The sequence below is a fragment of the Nonomuraea sp. NPDC005730 genome, assembly GCF_040630865.1.
Lineage (GTDB): Bacteria > Actinomycetota > Actinomycetes > Streptosporangiales > Streptosporangiaceae > Nonomuraea.
In genome coordinates this window covers 36,761-51,008 of the sequence record NZ_JBEXYK010000012.1, presented here as the reverse complement: position 1 = coordinate 51,008, position 14,248 = coordinate 36,761, and the positions used below count along the sequence as shown (strand labels likewise).

Annotated in this window: 14 protein-coding genes; 12 read left to right on the top strand and 2 right to left on the bottom strand. The window is 68.2% G+C overall.

Features of this window, described 5'->3' with window-relative positions:
• Window positions 1–54: 54 nt before the first annotated feature.
• The 4 genes from ABZ444_RS17380 to ABZ444_RS17365 are packed head-to-tail and all read left to right on the top strand — an operon-like array spanning window position 55 to window position 5,459.
• Window positions 55–1,593 carry an AMP-binding protein gene (locus ABZ444_RS17380; protein ID WP_357997266.1) on the top strand — a complete coding sequence of 513 codons (1,539 nt, stop codon included), beginning with the start codon at window positions 55–57 and terminating at the stop codon, window positions 1,591–1,593.
• Window positions 1,594–1,607: 14 nt separating this feature from the next.
• Window positions 1,608–2,798 (top strand): acyl-CoA dehydrogenase family protein, encoded by a 1,191-nt coding sequence (locus ABZ444_RS17375; RefSeq protein ID WP_357997263.1) that lies wholly within the window; start codon window positions 1,608–1,610, stop codon window positions 2,796–2,798.
• A 7-nt stretch (window positions 2,799–2,805) separates the two neighbouring features.
• Entirely contained in the window at window positions 2,806–4,170 is a 1,365-nt protein-coding gene (locus ABZ444_RS17370) for an MFS transporter (RefSeq protein WP_357997260.1), read from the top strand.
• The gene (locus ABZ444_RS17365; protein ID WP_357997257.1) at window positions 4,167–5,459 is read left to right on the top strand and encodes a PhoPQ-activated protein PqaA family protein; all 1,293 of its coding nucleotides are present in this window, start codon (window positions 4,167–4,169) and stop codon (window positions 5,457–5,459) included. Before ABZ444_RS17370 ends, ABZ444_RS17365 begins: the two co-directional genes overlap by 4 nt.
• Window positions 5,460–5,704: 245 nt before the next feature.
• On the opposite strand, the gene ABZ444_RS17360 is transcribed toward ABZ444_RS17365, so the two are convergent.
• Window positions 5,705–5,836 (bottom strand): hypothetical protein, encoded by a 132-nt coding sequence (locus ABZ444_RS17360; protein WP_357997254.1) that lies wholly within the window; start codon window positions 5,834–5,836, stop codon window positions 5,705–5,707.
• Window positions 5,837–6,093: 257 nt separating this feature from the next.
• On the opposite strand from ABZ444_RS17360, the gene ABZ444_RS17355 reads away from it, so the two are divergent.
• The gene (locus tag ABZ444_RS17355) at window positions 6,094–6,432 is read left to right on the top strand and encodes a hypothetical protein (RefSeq protein ID WP_357997251.1); all 339 of its coding nucleotides are present in this window, start codon (window positions 6,094–6,096) and stop codon (window positions 6,430–6,432) included.
• Window positions 6,433–7,224: 792 nt separating this feature from the next.
• The gene (locus ABZ444_RS17350) at window positions 7,225–7,644 is read left to right on the top strand and encodes a hypothetical protein (protein ID WP_357997248.1); all 420 of its coding nucleotides are present in this window, start codon (window positions 7,225–7,227) and stop codon (window positions 7,642–7,644) included.
• Between the two features lie 428 nt (window positions 7,645–8,072).
• Here the strand turns inward: ABZ444_RS17350 and ABZ444_RS17345 are convergent, their stop codons facing one another.
• On the bottom strand, window positions 8,073–8,321 hold the full coding sequence (locus ABZ444_RS17345) for a winged helix-turn-helix domain-containing protein (RefSeq protein WP_357997245.1): 249 nt from the start codon (window positions 8,319–8,321) through the stop codon (window positions 8,073–8,075).
• 141 nt (window positions 8,322–8,462) lie between these two features.
• On the opposite strand from ABZ444_RS17345, the gene ABZ444_RS17340 reads away from it, so the two are divergent.
• From ABZ444_RS17340 to ABZ444_RS17315, 6 genes are all read left to right on the top strand, one after another.
• On the top strand, window positions 8,463–8,909 hold the full coding sequence (locus ABZ444_RS17340; RefSeq protein ID WP_357997242.1) for a PadR family transcriptional regulator: 447 nt from the start codon (window positions 8,463–8,465) through the stop codon (window positions 8,907–8,909).
• 142 nt (window positions 8,910–9,051) lie between these two features.
• Entirely contained in the window at window positions 9,052–9,273 is a 222-nt protein-coding gene (locus ABZ444_RS17335; protein ID WP_357997239.1) for a hypothetical protein, read from the top strand.
• Window positions 9,274–9,755: 482 nt separating this feature from the next.
• Window positions 9,756–10,034, top strand: a complete 279-nt coding sequence (locus ABZ444_RS17330) for a hypothetical protein (RefSeq protein ID WP_357997236.1) — start codon at window positions 9,756–9,758, stop codon at window positions 10,032–10,034.
• Between the two features lie 332 nt (window positions 10,035–10,366).
• Window positions 10,367–12,259 carry a CocE/NonD family hydrolase gene (locus ABZ444_RS17325; RefSeq protein WP_357997233.1) on the top strand — a complete coding sequence of 631 codons (1,893 nt, stop codon included), beginning with the start codon at window positions 10,367–10,369 and terminating at the stop codon, window positions 12,257–12,259.
• Between the two features lie 338 nt (window positions 12,260–12,597).
• A complete protein-coding gene (locus ABZ444_RS17320) occupies window positions 12,598–12,846 on the top strand; it encodes a hypothetical protein (protein ID WP_357997230.1) in 249 nt (82 codons plus the stop codon).
• A 172-nt stretch (window positions 12,847–13,018) separates the two neighbouring features.
• Window positions 13,019–14,233 (top strand): S8 family serine peptidase, encoded by a 1,215-nt coding sequence (locus ABZ444_RS17315; RefSeq protein WP_357997226.1) that lies wholly within the window; start codon window positions 13,019–13,021, stop codon window positions 14,231–14,233.
• Window positions 14,234–14,248 lie beyond the last annotated feature (15 nt).

Sequence of the window (14,248 nt, the reverse complement as noted above, 5' to 3'; positions counted from 1 at the left end):
CTAAACATGCTGTCTACTACTGTGCAGTACGACTAAAAACGTGGAGGCTCTTCCATGAACCTGGGCAGCTACCTGACACGTAGCAGCACCTACTGGGGCGACCGGGAAGCACTGGTCTGCGCCGACAAGCGATGGACCTACCGGCAACTCGAACGGTCCGCGAACCGGCTGGCCTCCGCCCTGACGAACCGCGGAGTGACCGCCGGACAGGCCGTCGCGGTGTTCGCCGGGAACTGCGGTGAGGTCGTCGAGACCGAGATGGCCCTGTACAAGGGCGGATTCCTGAGAGTTCCCATCAACGCCCGGCTCGCGGCTGAGGAGGTCGTACACATCCTCGTCGACGCCGGCGTGCGCGTGCTCTTCACGGATGCGGCGCGCGCGGAGCTCGCCCGCGAGGCGGTACGGCGCGGCGGCACGGAGTGCCTGGTGGTGAACTACGCCGAGGACTACCCGGCCCTGCTCGCTGAGGGGTCCGAGGACCCGTTCGCCGTCGACGTGCACGAGGACGACCCCGCCGTGCTGAACTTCACCTCCGGCTCCACGGGCAGGCTGAAGGCCGCGGTGCAGACTCACGGCAACCGGCTGGCGTGCATGCGCAAGTTCCTCATGAACCCGGGCGGCGCGCCCTCCATCGACGACCGCTACCTCGCCGCCGGTCCGATCACCCACGCCACGGGCATGGCCCTGGTGTCCCTGCTCGCCCGCGGCGCGACCGTCGTGGTCCTCCCGCAGTGGGATCCTGGCCGGTTCCTGCGCACGGTCGAGGCCGAGCGCATCACGGCGACCTTCCTCGTGCCGGTCATGCTGAGCATGGTTCTGGCGGATCCGGCGATCAGCACCGCGAACCTGTCCAGCCTGAGCCAGCTGACCGTCGGTGGCGCCCCGGTGTCGCCGAGCCGGCTGCGCCAAGCCGTGGCGGCGTTCGGGCCGGTCGTCTCGCAGGGCTACGGGCTCGCCGAGACCACCAGCGCCGTCACCGTCCTCACCCGTCAGGACGTCCAGGCCGGTGTGACCACCGACCCGGAGCTGCTGCTGTCGTGCGGCCGGGCGCTGTTCGACAGCGAGGTGCGCGTCGTCGGCGACAGCGGCGAAGCGCTGCCCGCGGGAGAGCACGGCGAGGTGGTGGTCCGCGGACAGGACTGCGTGCGGGAGTACTGGAAGGAGCCGGAGCTGTCGGCCGAGACCTTCCGCGACGGCTGGGTGCGTACCGGCGACATCGGATACCTGCGCGAGGACGGCTACCTGTTCATCGTCGATCGCAAGAAAGACATGATCATTTCCGGCGGATACAACATCTACAGCAGCGAGATCGAAACCGTCCTGTACGAGCACCCGGCCGTGGCCGAGGCCTGCGTGATCGGCGTCCCCGACGACACGTGGGGCGAGGCCGTCAAGGCGGTGGTGGTGACGCGGGCGGACGCCGAGGTGACGGCGGAGGAACTCATCGACTTCTGCGGTCAGCGGCTGTCGCGCGTCAAGAGGCCCAGGTCGGTGGAGTTCACACCGATCCTGCCCGTCAACCGCAACGGAAAGATCGACCGCCGTGCCGTACGCGAGCCGTACTGGAGCGGCAGCGCCCGGAACGTTCACTGAGAGGGAGACCACCGATGCCTTTCACGCTCACACCGTCCTACACCGGCAACCCCCGCCTTCAGGAGCTCGTCGCCGGGCTGCGCGACTACCTCGGCGGAGAGCTCGCCGACTACGAGGCCTCGCTCGGTCTAACGCACGAGTCCCGCTACACCAGGCAGGACCTGGAACCGGTCTGGAAGCGCAGCCGCGAGCTGGGCTTCTACGGGATCCACCTGCCGCCGGAGCACGGCGGGCAGGGGCTCACCTTCACCGAACTGGGCGCGCTCAAGGAGGAGATCGGGGCGTCCGGCAGGATCCTGCAGCTCAGCGTTCTGGGGGACATGGGCGGTCCGCTCCGCGTGGGCTCGATACTCAAGTACGCCACCCAGGAGCAGCTGGACAAGTACCTCCTGCCTGTCGTCCGGGGCGAGCGGGCCTGCTGCTTCTCGCTGACCGAGACGGGCGCGGGCTCGGACGTGCGCGGCATGACCACGACCGCGACCCCCGACGGCGAGGGCTGGCGCATCACGGGCCACAAGGTGTTCTCCACGGCGGGGCCGTTCGCGGACTTCTCCATCCTGATCGCCAGGGTCGCCGGCACGGCCGGCAAGGATGCCTACGCGGCGTTCCTCGTGGATCTCGACTCGCCGGGCTGCACCGTCCGGGATGCCGCGACCCCCATGTCAGGACAGCACATCGAGAGCGACATCCTCCTGGAGGACTGCTACGTCGGACCCGGCCAGCTCCTGGGCGAGGTGGGGGAGGGCCTGCGGATCGGCCTCGGCCGGGTCACCGCCAACCGCCTCCTGCACTGCCCCACCGTCCTGGGCATGGCACGCCGCGCCCTCGGCCTCACGCTGGAGTTCGCCAGGACCAGAGAGGTCTTCGGCGGCCCTCTCGCCGCGCTCCAGTCGATCCAGCACAAGGTCGCCGACATGGCCACCGACTACTACGCGGCCCGCAGCATGACCTACGACGGGCTGGCCGCACTGGACGCCGGAGGCAGGCCGCGGGCCGAGGCGTTCATGTGCAAGCTCTTCGTCGCCGAAGCCGCCTTCCGCATCGCCGACCAGGCCGTCCAGATCCACGGCAAGGCCGGGCTCGTCCGCGGCTCGGAGATCGAATGGCTCTTCCGCAGCCTGCGCATGTTCCGCGTGCTCACCGGATCCTCCGAGATCCAGAAGAACGCCATCGCCTACCAATTGTTCCTCGGCGACCAGAACTGAGGCGTCCATGGAGACCCACGCCGGCGCCGTCGCCGCCGCAACGCTGGGAGACCGGCTCGACCGGCTCCCGCTCACGTCCTTCCACCGCAGGCTCGTCGTCGCGCTCGCCGGGATGATCCTCTTCGAGTGGGTGGAGACCCATTCCTTCGCCTACGTCCTGCCCGTGCTGCGCGAGCAGTGGGGGGCGCCCATGTCCGCCTTCGCCACCGTGGCGGCGGTGAGCTCGCTGGGGGCCTTCAGCGGGGGCGTCCTCGGCGGCTACCTGGCCGACCGGCTCGGCCGGCGCCGCACGATGCTGATCTTCAGCGTGACCTACTGCCTGGCCGCGGTCCTCTGCGCGCTGGTGCAGTCGCCGGGCCAGCTCACCGCGACCCGCTTCCTGGCCTTCTTCGGAGCCCAGGGCACGGCCGTGGTGGCCATCGTGACGCTGTCGGAATTCGTCCCCGCGGCGGCGCGAGGGCGGCTGCAGACGTACAAGGTGGTGATCGGATCGCTGGGCATCCCCGTCGCCGCCTGGCTCGGCTACTTCCTGATCCCGCACTGGCCCTCGGGGTGGCGCTTCCTGTTCGGCATCGGCACGCTCGGCGCGGTCTTCTCCGTGCTGGTGTGGCGGTGGGTGCCGGAGAGCCCGCGCTGGCTGGTGGCCCACGGGCAGGCGGCACGCGCCCACGAGGTCGTCCGGGAGATCGAGCGCCAGTGCGGCGTGACGCCGGGAGCGCTCGCCGCCGATCCGCCGCCGACGCCCAGCCAGGGACGTGCGCGGATGTCCGACCTGCTGACGGGCGCCCATCGCGGCCGGTTCGCGCTCGCGTCGCTCATGTGGGTCACCGGGCTGCTGGCCTACTCGGCCTTCAACACCTGGACGCCCACGCTCCTGTCGGAGAACGGCCTCGGGCTGTCGGACACGCTGCTGTTGTCGGCGACCCTGGCCTCGTTCGCCCCCGTCGGTGCGCTCGTCGCCGTGCCGCTGATCGACCGCTGGGAGCGGCGCACCTCCCAGCTCGCCGTCGGTGTGCTGCTGGCAGCCGTGCTCCTGCTGTTCAGCGTGGCCCGCTCGTACGCGGCCATCCTGGTCTTCGGCTGCCTGGTCAGCCTGCTCTTCCAGATGGCCGTCCCCTTCCTGCAGGTCTACACCGCCGAGGTGTTCCCCACTCGCGTCCGGGCCCTGGGCGCGGGGACGGCCAACGCACTGTCGCGTATTGTCAACTTCTCCGGCCCGATGCTCGTCACCTCCGTCTACGCCGGGCTCGGTTACACGGCGGTGTTCGGCTTCCTCGCCGTCCTGGCCGTGGCGGGCGGCTGTCTTGCTGTTCTCTTCGGCCCGCGGACCACGGGCGTGAACCTGGAGACCGTCGAAGGAGCCACCCGATGACCTCCTGGCAGCACGTTGGCCCCGCCGACCTCTTCGACCTGGCGGCGATCCAGGACCCCGACACCCTCCACGTGATCGTCACGTCCGACGTGATCCACGAAGGGGTGCGGACGATCTCCCTGTCCTTCACCAGCCAGGAATGGCACGGGACGACCTGGCGGCACCCCGCCCGTGTCTACGTGCCGGAGCACCGCACAGGCCACGGTTGCGCCGGCATCGTGTCCACGGAGGCGGATCTGTGGACGAACCCCGACCACGAACGCGCGCGCGTCCCGGAGACCGGCCGCCCCACGGAAGCCGAGTACGCCCGCGCCACGGCCGTCAGCCTCGGCATTCCCGTCATGATCTACGCCACCCCGCCCGACCTGGGCATGAACGAGTCCGACCTCAACGGCTACGCCAACCGCAAGCTCTTCGAGACAGGCGACTTCACCTGGTACGGCTATTACCCGATCGCCGTCTCCCACCTGCGGGCGGCCGCCCTGCTGCGCAGCCTGCCGGGCCTCGGCGCACACCGGTCGGTCATCCTCGGCCATTCCAAACGCGGCCTCGGAGCGGCCATCCTGACCGGGCTGGACACCGACCTGGTGGCAGGCATCATGACCACGGGGACCAACGGGATGAACATGCTGGAGGCAACCACGAGGAAATACGCCCAGCTGGGGCCGGACGTCGCCGGTCCCTCGGCGCGGCGGGGCGGCCTGGGATTCCAGACGGCCGACGCGCAGCTCCGGATGTTCAACAATCCGCTCGGCTTCGAGACGATCAAACGTTTCGACCCCTACTTCTGGCGCGAATCCATCACCCTGCCCTGGTTCGTGGTCAACGGCACCAACGACCCCTTCTTCGCCGTCGACGTCACCCAGACCATGCGGCATGCCCAGGGGCCCACCACCGTGCTCGCCGTCGACAACGTCGGGCACACCTGGGTCTCGCAGAAGATCCTTGAGGCGTGGCGGATGTGGCTGGCGCATCTCGCCGCCGGCCGTGCCGTACCCGGCCTTGAGGTCACGGCCGAACGCGAGGCGGGCCACCTCGCGGTGAGGCTCCGCGCGTGCGGGCCCGTCACCGCGGCGCGGCTCGTGACCGCGACGAACCGGGGTGATGACTGGCGGTCCGTCCCATGGTCGACGACGACGCTGGCCGCCGTCGGCCCAGGGCGCCACGAGGGCCTCATCGCCCTGCCGGAGGACGACAACCTGGCCTGGTACGTGGAGGCGGAGACCGGCGACCCGACGGGCCGAGGCTTCGTCAGCAACGCCGTACGCATCGAACACGGTGCGCGTTGAGCGGCAGTGGCCGGTTCGCCTCACTCGGGGATGCCGTCCTCGCTGTACGGGGTTCCGACTCCGGTGTAGCCCAAGTACATGATCATGCTTTGTGAGCCGTGCTCGAAGTTGTGGCGGTGGCCCATCCAGATGGCCGGGTTGTCGGCGGTGAACCGCGGCGCCTTCCGACGGCTCCCTCTCGTCGCCAGGCTGCTGCCCGCTGGGCCCGAGCCGGGGGCGCTGTTGGCAGGAGGACGGGCTCCAGCTCAGCTGGACTCGGTGTCCACGGCCAGGGCCGGGTGCTTGGAACCGCGCGGCGGCTTGGGCGGTCGCTGCGTGGCGTTCGGCAGGTCCAGCCAGACGGGCCCCAGGCCGGCCAGGCGAGCTCGCGTCGACATGGCCAGATCGCCAGTCAGGATCGTCACCTGCGCGCCGGCCAGCGCCCGGAAGGCCACAGCGGAGGCGACGACCTCATCGTCGGCGCGGACCCGCCGGGTGTGCCAGTCGACTGTTTCCGCAGGTTGACCTGGACGCGACCGTCCAGGAGGGCTCGCTGGAGCGGGGCCATCATCGGGCGGTGATGGACAGCCGTGGCATGGGATCATCCGCGGAGTCGATAGCCGGCGCTCACAACGTGTCGATACCCGCCGTCTACATGACCGCCATCAGCCTCATCCTCAGTGGCGTGTCGCGGAACCCTCAGGTCGTGTTGACAGTGGACTCCGCGAATCGTTCCGGCTCCAACGTGCGCAACTCGGTCGGCTGTTACGCCCGGCACGCCTTCCTGCCAGTGGACGTCGATGGGAACCCCGACTTCTCTGTGAATATGTACGCGACGTACTGCGAAGCGGGTGGAAGTTCGCGTTACGCGGTCGCGATTGTGCGCGACTTGGCGGCGGAGGGTTTCGTGGGCGTCTCTCCGCAAGACTTCCTCTCGACGGTGCCACTCGCAGACCTGGCATTCATGTTGCACGGCCGAGACCATGACGAGTGATGCCCGATCCCCCGGATCTGTCCGACATCCTGCCTCGGACCTCGCGATTCTCGCCGGGTTGAGCAGCTCGTTGATGCTGCGCAGTCAGGCGCGGTGCCGCCTTTGAACCATGACGAGCACCGAACCGTCGATCAAGCCGCCACCCTGTCCGAGCAGGAGATGGCCCGTTCTCCAGACCACGTCCGCGTCCACCTGGCCCAAGCGGAGAGGGCACGAGGCCACGCGCGACTCGACGTCGGGACCGCCCGAGCACTATTGGTGCGGGGGTCCGCAGCCGTGGTGGATCGTCGCTCTGGGCGCGCTCGCCTCCGCGCCCGTCCACTGGTCTGTGATCGCGGGTCTCGGCTCATCGCCTCCAGAGCGCCGGAGGATGGAGGCCGGGGACCTGTTGGGGACCACACGTGCCCTGCTCGCGGACGCGCGACATGCAGGCCGACGAATGGCCTGCTCAGTGCAAGAGTGTGTTTGACGTGCGGAAACGCGTACTCCCATGTTCTGGGGGTCAAGGGGTCGCAGGTTCGAATCCTGTCGTCCCGACCAGGTTTTCATGGTCGGTAAGGGTGTCACTCGAAAGGGTGGGATCGATTGTCTCTTCCGCGTGATTGAATCGTCCCAGTTCGTTGGAGTCTGGTGTGGCCCGGTTTGGGGGAGGTGGATTGACGGACTCTTGTGTCACTTGACGAGGGGAAGTGGCATGGGGCGACGAGGACAGTTCGGAGCGGCTATTGATGTAGTGCGAAGAAGCGTCGTGGTGGCATCGGCGTTTCCCAGACGATCGGAGGTTCGAGCGAGATGGAAATATTAAGGTTCGGCGATTTCCGAAGCTTTCTGCAGGAGTGTATTCCTGAAACGCGGCCGTTGTTCGCGGAGATGGCAGAAGAAGAAGCGGAACATGCCGGCGAGATGTGCAATCAGCGCGACGCCATGCCCGCCGGAGCATACGAAATCATGTCCGAGATATTCTGGTGGGGGATTTTCGAGCCCGCACTTCGAGATGGAAACGAGCGGCTCCTGGCAACCTGCTATGGGACGGTCGAGGACATCTTGCGGCGAGGTGACGAGGATCTTGTCACTTGCCTTGAAATCCGAGTCGTGGAGTGGCTGTCCTCGGCTGAATGGATAAATACCAGCAAGCAGAGAGGCGGGCCGATCCTGCGTGGTCTGTTGCCGCCCCCGATTCGATCATCGATCCAGCCGGAATCGTCGACCTGAACGTACGCCGACGAGTGACGCCGGTGGCCACGATGACGGCCCGGGAGACCACCCGCCGGGATACGCGACATCTTCGCCAGGCGGCGCCAAGCAGAACTGCGCCGATGAGGAGGGGGGAACGGGCCGAGAGGTTCGAGTCGCCTGCTGAACGGCCTTGCCTTCACCCGGCAGTTTCCCTTCGCAGGATTGTTGAAGAGCTTCGATGGCATGCCCTTCCGGCAGACGCGGTAGAGGCGAGGAGACAGGGTCGTCGAGGGGGCGAACTCCTCCCCAACCGGCCTTGAGCAGGCGATCAGGTGGCCGTCACCCGCGCCGCGTCGGGCCTACGGGCGTGGTCATTGCCACAACGCAGCGTCAGACGTGATCAGCCGGGGCTGGTCGGCCCACCGTCTACGTCAGGAGGTTGCGCCGGCGGCCGGCGGACTCGATCATGTCGAGGCTGATCTGCTCCAGGAACGCCGCCGCCGCGGGGCGCGGTCGCGCCGGATGAATCCCAGTTGGAGCAGGAACTTGACGGCGACGGAGACGGTGGCCGGGCTGATCTTCAGCCTGCCGGTCAGCTCGGCCGCGGTGCGCCTGCCGTTGTCGGACAGCAGCAGGTCGAGGTGTACATGCGCACATCCTCGGCAGTCCCGTCCTGGCCGCCGGCTCGACCAGCTCCTCTTCCGTCGCGCCACCCGGCGATCCGGCCGAACGTGGTGGGCCGGCATGCGCTCTGCAAACGCCCAGCTCAGCTGCAGTCTCTACGCTCTGGCACCGTACATGTGACCCCGCTTTCCCTCCTTCAGCTATTCGGCATTGCTAAGTACCGGTAGTCAGTGTTACTGTCTACCGGTACTCAGCATCACCGAGTAGCGGAAGGGGGGGTAATCCATGGGCAAGCAGGTGGCGGAGATGCTCAAGGGGGCGCTGGAGGGCATCGTCCTGGCGAGCTTGTCCGAGGGGCCGCCTACGGCTACGAGATCACGGCGTGGCTGCGCGAGCAGGGCTTCTCCGACATCGCCGAAGGCACGATCTACGCGCTGCTGATCAGGGGTGAGCAGCGCAGCTTCGTCGACGTTCGGAAGGTCCCGCCAGAGGGGCCGCCGCGCAAGGTGTGCTTCCTCAACGCTCAAGGATGGGACTACCTCGAGGAGTGCCGGAGGGCTTGGAACTTTCTCACCGAACGGCTCCCGCAGCTTCGAGAAGGACCCGGCTGGACATGGTCACAGAACCGCGGCAGTACCTGGAGAAGCTCACCGGGTCGATCGAGGACAAGGCGCTGATGTCGGTACAAGGCGCGAATCAGGGCCCCCGAGAACCATCGCACGGCGGTCGAAGCGCCGGAGCGGCATCTGGTGCACTTCGGGCCGGGGGCGGCGCGATTTCGAGGTACGAGGATCTTGCCGTTCTGTTCGAGCAGACACGGTGAGCGGAACGCTGATCCGCGAGCTCTTCGGGCAGGACCCCGTGGAGTTCGTTGAGGCGTTCGTGGAGAACCAGCCGCTGGGGCAGTGGATCGGCCGGGAGCGGAACCGATTGGTCAGCGCCATCGCTCGCGCCGGCGGCGAAGACACCGGAACGGACGGCAGGACCCTTGATGGCGACACAGCAAGCCAGGCGATCCAGCGGCGTACAAAAAACTCCTAACACGATCAGGTGGGAAACATGACGAAGAACGCCGCTTCGACGGGGTGGTCCGGCGCGTTATCGGTTGACGACACGGCCCTGGCGATCACCGGAACCGGCGGCACCGGCATCCCTGTGCGCCATTTCAACGGCTACACCGCCGCCCAAGGGTACTGGCGGCACGTCATCGCCGAACTGGGAACCGGGTGGCGGCGCATCACCTACGACATGCGAGGTCGCGGCAAGTCGGACCATTCGTTCGAGTCGAACGTCCGGGATGTCGATGCCGTTCCGGCGGCCAGGGATGTGGACCGGGCGGTAGTGGTGCGCTGGTCCTACCGAGCGTTCGCTGCGGCGTACAGGGCCAGCCGAAACTCCGACCGCGGGCCTGACCCCGCGGGTGAGCGCAGCACGGATCGCGGAAGGCAACATCGAGACCAGTCGCATCGCCCGCGAGCGCGTCCTGGGCCCGAGCTGGATATGATCACCTCCTGGCGCGGTATGTGGTCACGTCGGGGGAGCACCTCGAAGGCAAGGATGATGAGCAGGAACCCATCCGCGCCAGCCTCACCAAGGTGGTCAAGCGCAACCCGAACATCAAGATCAGCGCGAAGGTACCCAGCACCCACGATTCGATCCTGAAGCTGGACTGCCGCGCCCTCGCCGGCGTGGTCCGCGAGGTCGTCGCCCCCTCCCGCGGCCAGCGGACTCGACACGAGCCATCCTCGACTTCTGGAGCACGCTTTACCAGACAATCGAAGGCTGACATCGAACCGTCTTGACCGTGTTCTCCTGAGCAACCCAGAACCCCAGATACCAACGGGGCATACCGGCTCGCTCACCCTGGCCGACGCGCCGTGATCAAACCCGCACCGCCGTGCCCGGCGGGCTCGCCCCCTCGACGCCGCTGACAGCACCGTGACCTGTCCAGCTGGGCCGACGCCGGGTCACACGTTCCCCCTTCACTCGCACTGCGGTGACCATGCCGCTGCCCTCGGTGCACTCGCCGCCACCTCCGCATGCCCCCGCTGATTGGGCCGGTGCACCCGCGTTGACAAGCCAAGACGCCCCCTTCTGCCATCGATGGCAGCAACCAACCCCAGAAGGAATGCACATGTCCAACTCACAACGGCGAGGGGTCCTCGCCGCAGTAGCGCTCGCGATCCCCCTCGCGGTCGCCGGCACTCCCGCCGCATCCGCGACGGCGGAGCCGGAGATCAAAGTCTCCGGCGGACTGACGCAGCCGGTCTTCTCCTACAAGGACGCCATCCGCGAGCACGTCCGGGTGCAGTCGCCGGTCGACAGTGACGGCGACGGCAAGAAGGACCTGGTCCGGGTGGACATCATCCGGCCGAAGGAGTCCGGTTCGGGGCTCAAGGTCCCAGTGATCATGCACGAGAGCCCGTATTACGACGTACCGGGCATCGGCTTCGAGAACGAACACAAGAAATACGACGCGAACGGGAACGTGACGAAGTTCCCGATGTATTGGGACAACTACTTCGTGCCGCGCGGGTACGCGTTCGTGTCCGTCGACATGCTCGGCACCAGGCTGTCGGAGGGCTGCCCGACCACGTACGGCGCCACCGACGTGCTGGGCGGCAAGGCGGTGGTCGACTGGCTGAACGGCCGGGCGACCGCCTATGACGACAAGGGCGATGTGGTCAAGGCCACCTGGACCACCGGCCGCACCGGGATGATCGGCCACTCCTACGAGGGAGCGCTCGGTGCCGGCGTTGCCGGCACCGGCGTCCGGGGGCTGGAGACGATCGTGAACCTCTCGGGCTACACCAGCGGATACGAGACGGCGCGCAACAACGGCGCCCTCACCTGGTGGAAGGGCGTGCAGGAAGAGCTGGCCAAGCGCATCGACCTCGATCCGGACGAGAAATGCGCGGCGGTGCACAAGCGCCTGCTCGAGGGCGCGGACGACGCCACCGGCAACTACAACGCCTACTGGGACGAACGCAACTACCGGACCGGGCCGATCTCCAAGGCGAGCAACATCCGCGCCAGCGTCTTCTCGGTGATGGGCATGCAGGACCGCAACGTGATCGGCAGCCAGTTCTCCGAATGGTGGGCCAAGATGCCCCGCACCGTGCAGCGCAAGGAGTGGGTGACGCAGTACGGGCACCTCGACCCGTTCTGGGCTCGCCGCGGCGTGTGGCTCACCACCCTCAACAAGTGGTTCGACCACGAACTGATGGGTGTGGCCAACGACATCATGCGTCAGCCGCGCGCCGACGTGCAGCTCGGCCCGGATCGGTGGATCACCCAGGCCGACTGGCCGGCACCGACCCGGACGGCCACCCTCAGGCCGCAGCAGGACGGCTCCCTGAGCCGCAGGCCCTCGGCCGGAACCGGCAGCTACCTCGACACCGCCCAGACCGAGATCGCGATGGCCGACCAGCCCGCCACCGCCAACCCCGACCGGCTGGCCTTCCTGACCCCGCCGCTGAAGAACGCGACGCGGCTGTCCGGAACGCCGTCGGTGAGCCTGAAGGTCAAGCTCGACAAGCCGACCGCCAACCTGGGCGTCCTGCTCGTCGACTACGGCACCGACACCCGCATCAACTACCGCGAACGCACCGCGACGTCCGCGGAAGGTCTCAAGTTCATCGGCGGCGAAGATTGCGTCGGCGAGAGCACGGCTGATGACGACGGCTGCTACTTCAAGACCGGCGACAACACGGCGACCTCCGGCTTCCATGTGGTCACCCGCGGAATCATGGACGCGCAGAACCACAAGTCGCTCAGCCGCCAGACGCCGCTGACGCCGGGCAGGTCGTACCAGATCACCTGGAAGACGCTGCCGCTGGACTACGAGTTCAAGGCCGGGCACCGGCTGGGTCTGGTCCTGACCGGAACCAACGACGACTTCAACCTCGACGTGACCGGCAACGGCGGCGGCGACAAGGCCGAACCCGGCACCGGGGCCAAGGTCACCGTCGACCTGGCCGGCACCTCGATCTCGCTGCCGGTGGTCACCGGCACGTCCATCAACTGACAGCAACATCGACATTCGCGGACGGTCGCGACCGGCATGGCCGCAGCCGTCCGCATGATGTCCAGAACACGGCGCGTTCCCTCGCTCTCTCCCTTGCCGGCGCCGACCGCGCCCGCCACGATCCGGTACCGGCTCGCCCGCGCGGGGAACATCTTCGGCTTCGACCTCGCCGCCCCCCGACGAACGCCTGGTGCTGTGGCTGCGGTTGCGGCTCGGCGACCAGCTCGGCTGGTGAGACCACCCGCCGTAGCGCTCGAAGCGCCGTCGGCGGGTTGGTGATATCTCAACTCGCTCTTACCGTGATCCCCCATCGTTGTTCTTCTGGACGGGAGTCTGTTTTGACCACCGCTCTCATCATCGGCGACATCCAGCGAGGCATCACGAACGGCTACCCGTTCGCCAGGCAGGTCGCGCCGCCGCTCACCGGGTTGCTCCCGCGCGCCCGGGTGGCCGGCGTCCTTGATACAGGGCGGCCACGTCTAACTGGCGTTCAGGTGGATCGCGGTGTTGACGATGCCCAGGCAGTTCGGGCCGATGAGCCGCAGCAGCCTGCGCTCTTCGACAAGGTTTCGTGCACTCTGCGCTAACGACAAGGGTCATCAGGCGTCGCAAGACTGCCTTCGAACGAATACGACTCGATCAGGGCAGGTGTGTGTGGGCGCGAATGCCGGGGCCAGGACGCCCGTGCCGTCCGTCGCTCTCTCGGTCCTGTCGATCGCCGAGCTCGCCGGTTAGCCGCGTACGACCCGGACGGCTGAGATGACCCTGGTGGAGCGGTGGAGCGGGAGCGCGAGCCACTCGGCCGCGTTCGGCGGCCGGTTGCTGCTGGCAGCCGTGCTGGGCCTCGGCGCCGCCGCCGTACCGGCGGCCGTGACCCCGGCGAGTGCCGCGGCGGCGCCGGGGGAGTGCGCCCCCGAGGCGGGGGTGGTGAAGCTGCCCGGCGGCGAGCCGTGGGCGCAGAAACGGCTCGACATCAAGACGGCGTGGCGGCTGAGCACCGGCGCCGGCGTCCGGGTGGCGGTCATCGACAGCGGCCTCGACGTCAAACATCCGCAACTGCCGTGGCTCGCCCAGTTCGTCGACTTCACCGGAACCGGCTACACCGACTGCGTCGGGCACGGCACGGCGGTCACCGGGATCATCGCCGCTCGCGTCTATCCGGGTGTCGCCTTTCACGGGGTGGCGCCGCGGGCGACCGTCATCGAGCTCAAACAGAGCAGCCAGGCCGAGGGCCAGGTCGCCACCCTGGCCGCGGCCGTCGACAAGGCGGTGCAGCTCAAGGCCGACGTCATCAACATCTCCATCAAGACGGCCGACAATCCGTTGCTCAGGGCGGCCGTCCGGAACGCCCTGGCTGCGGACGTCGTGATCGTCGCCGCCGCGGGCAACGTCACCGACAAGGACGAGGACGTGCCTGCCTATCCCGGCTCCTACGAGGGGGTGCTGGCCGTGGGCTCGGCCACTCCCGACGGGCGACGCGCCGACTCCTCCAACACGGCCACGCCGGTCGCCGTCCTGGGGCCGGGCGTCGGCATCATCGCGCCGTGGCCGGGGAGGTCGTACAAGCTGGATCTTGAGGGTTCCAGCTTCGGCGCCGCCTACGTGTCCGGCACCGCCGCACTGGTGCGGGCCCGGTTCCCGCACCTCGACCAGGAGCAGGTACGCCGGCGCATCATCGCCACGGCCGACGGCTCCGTCGGCAAGGGGACGGGGGCGGGCATGGTGAATCCCGTGCAGGCGGTCAGCGCCGTGCTGCCCTTCGAGCCCGCGGGCCGGCCACTGGTGGCCGCGCCTGCGCCCCTCCCCATCCCGGCGGACGCGATCGCCAAGGCACCGCCGGAGGACGTCATGGCCCGCAACGTCTCGCTGGCCGTGACGGCGGGGGCGCTGATCCTGGCCGCCGCGGCCGGCGCGCTGGCGCTGGTGCTCCCGCTCGGCAGAAGCCGTGGCTGGCGAGCACGCACACCGACCTGACGACGTCCGTCGACT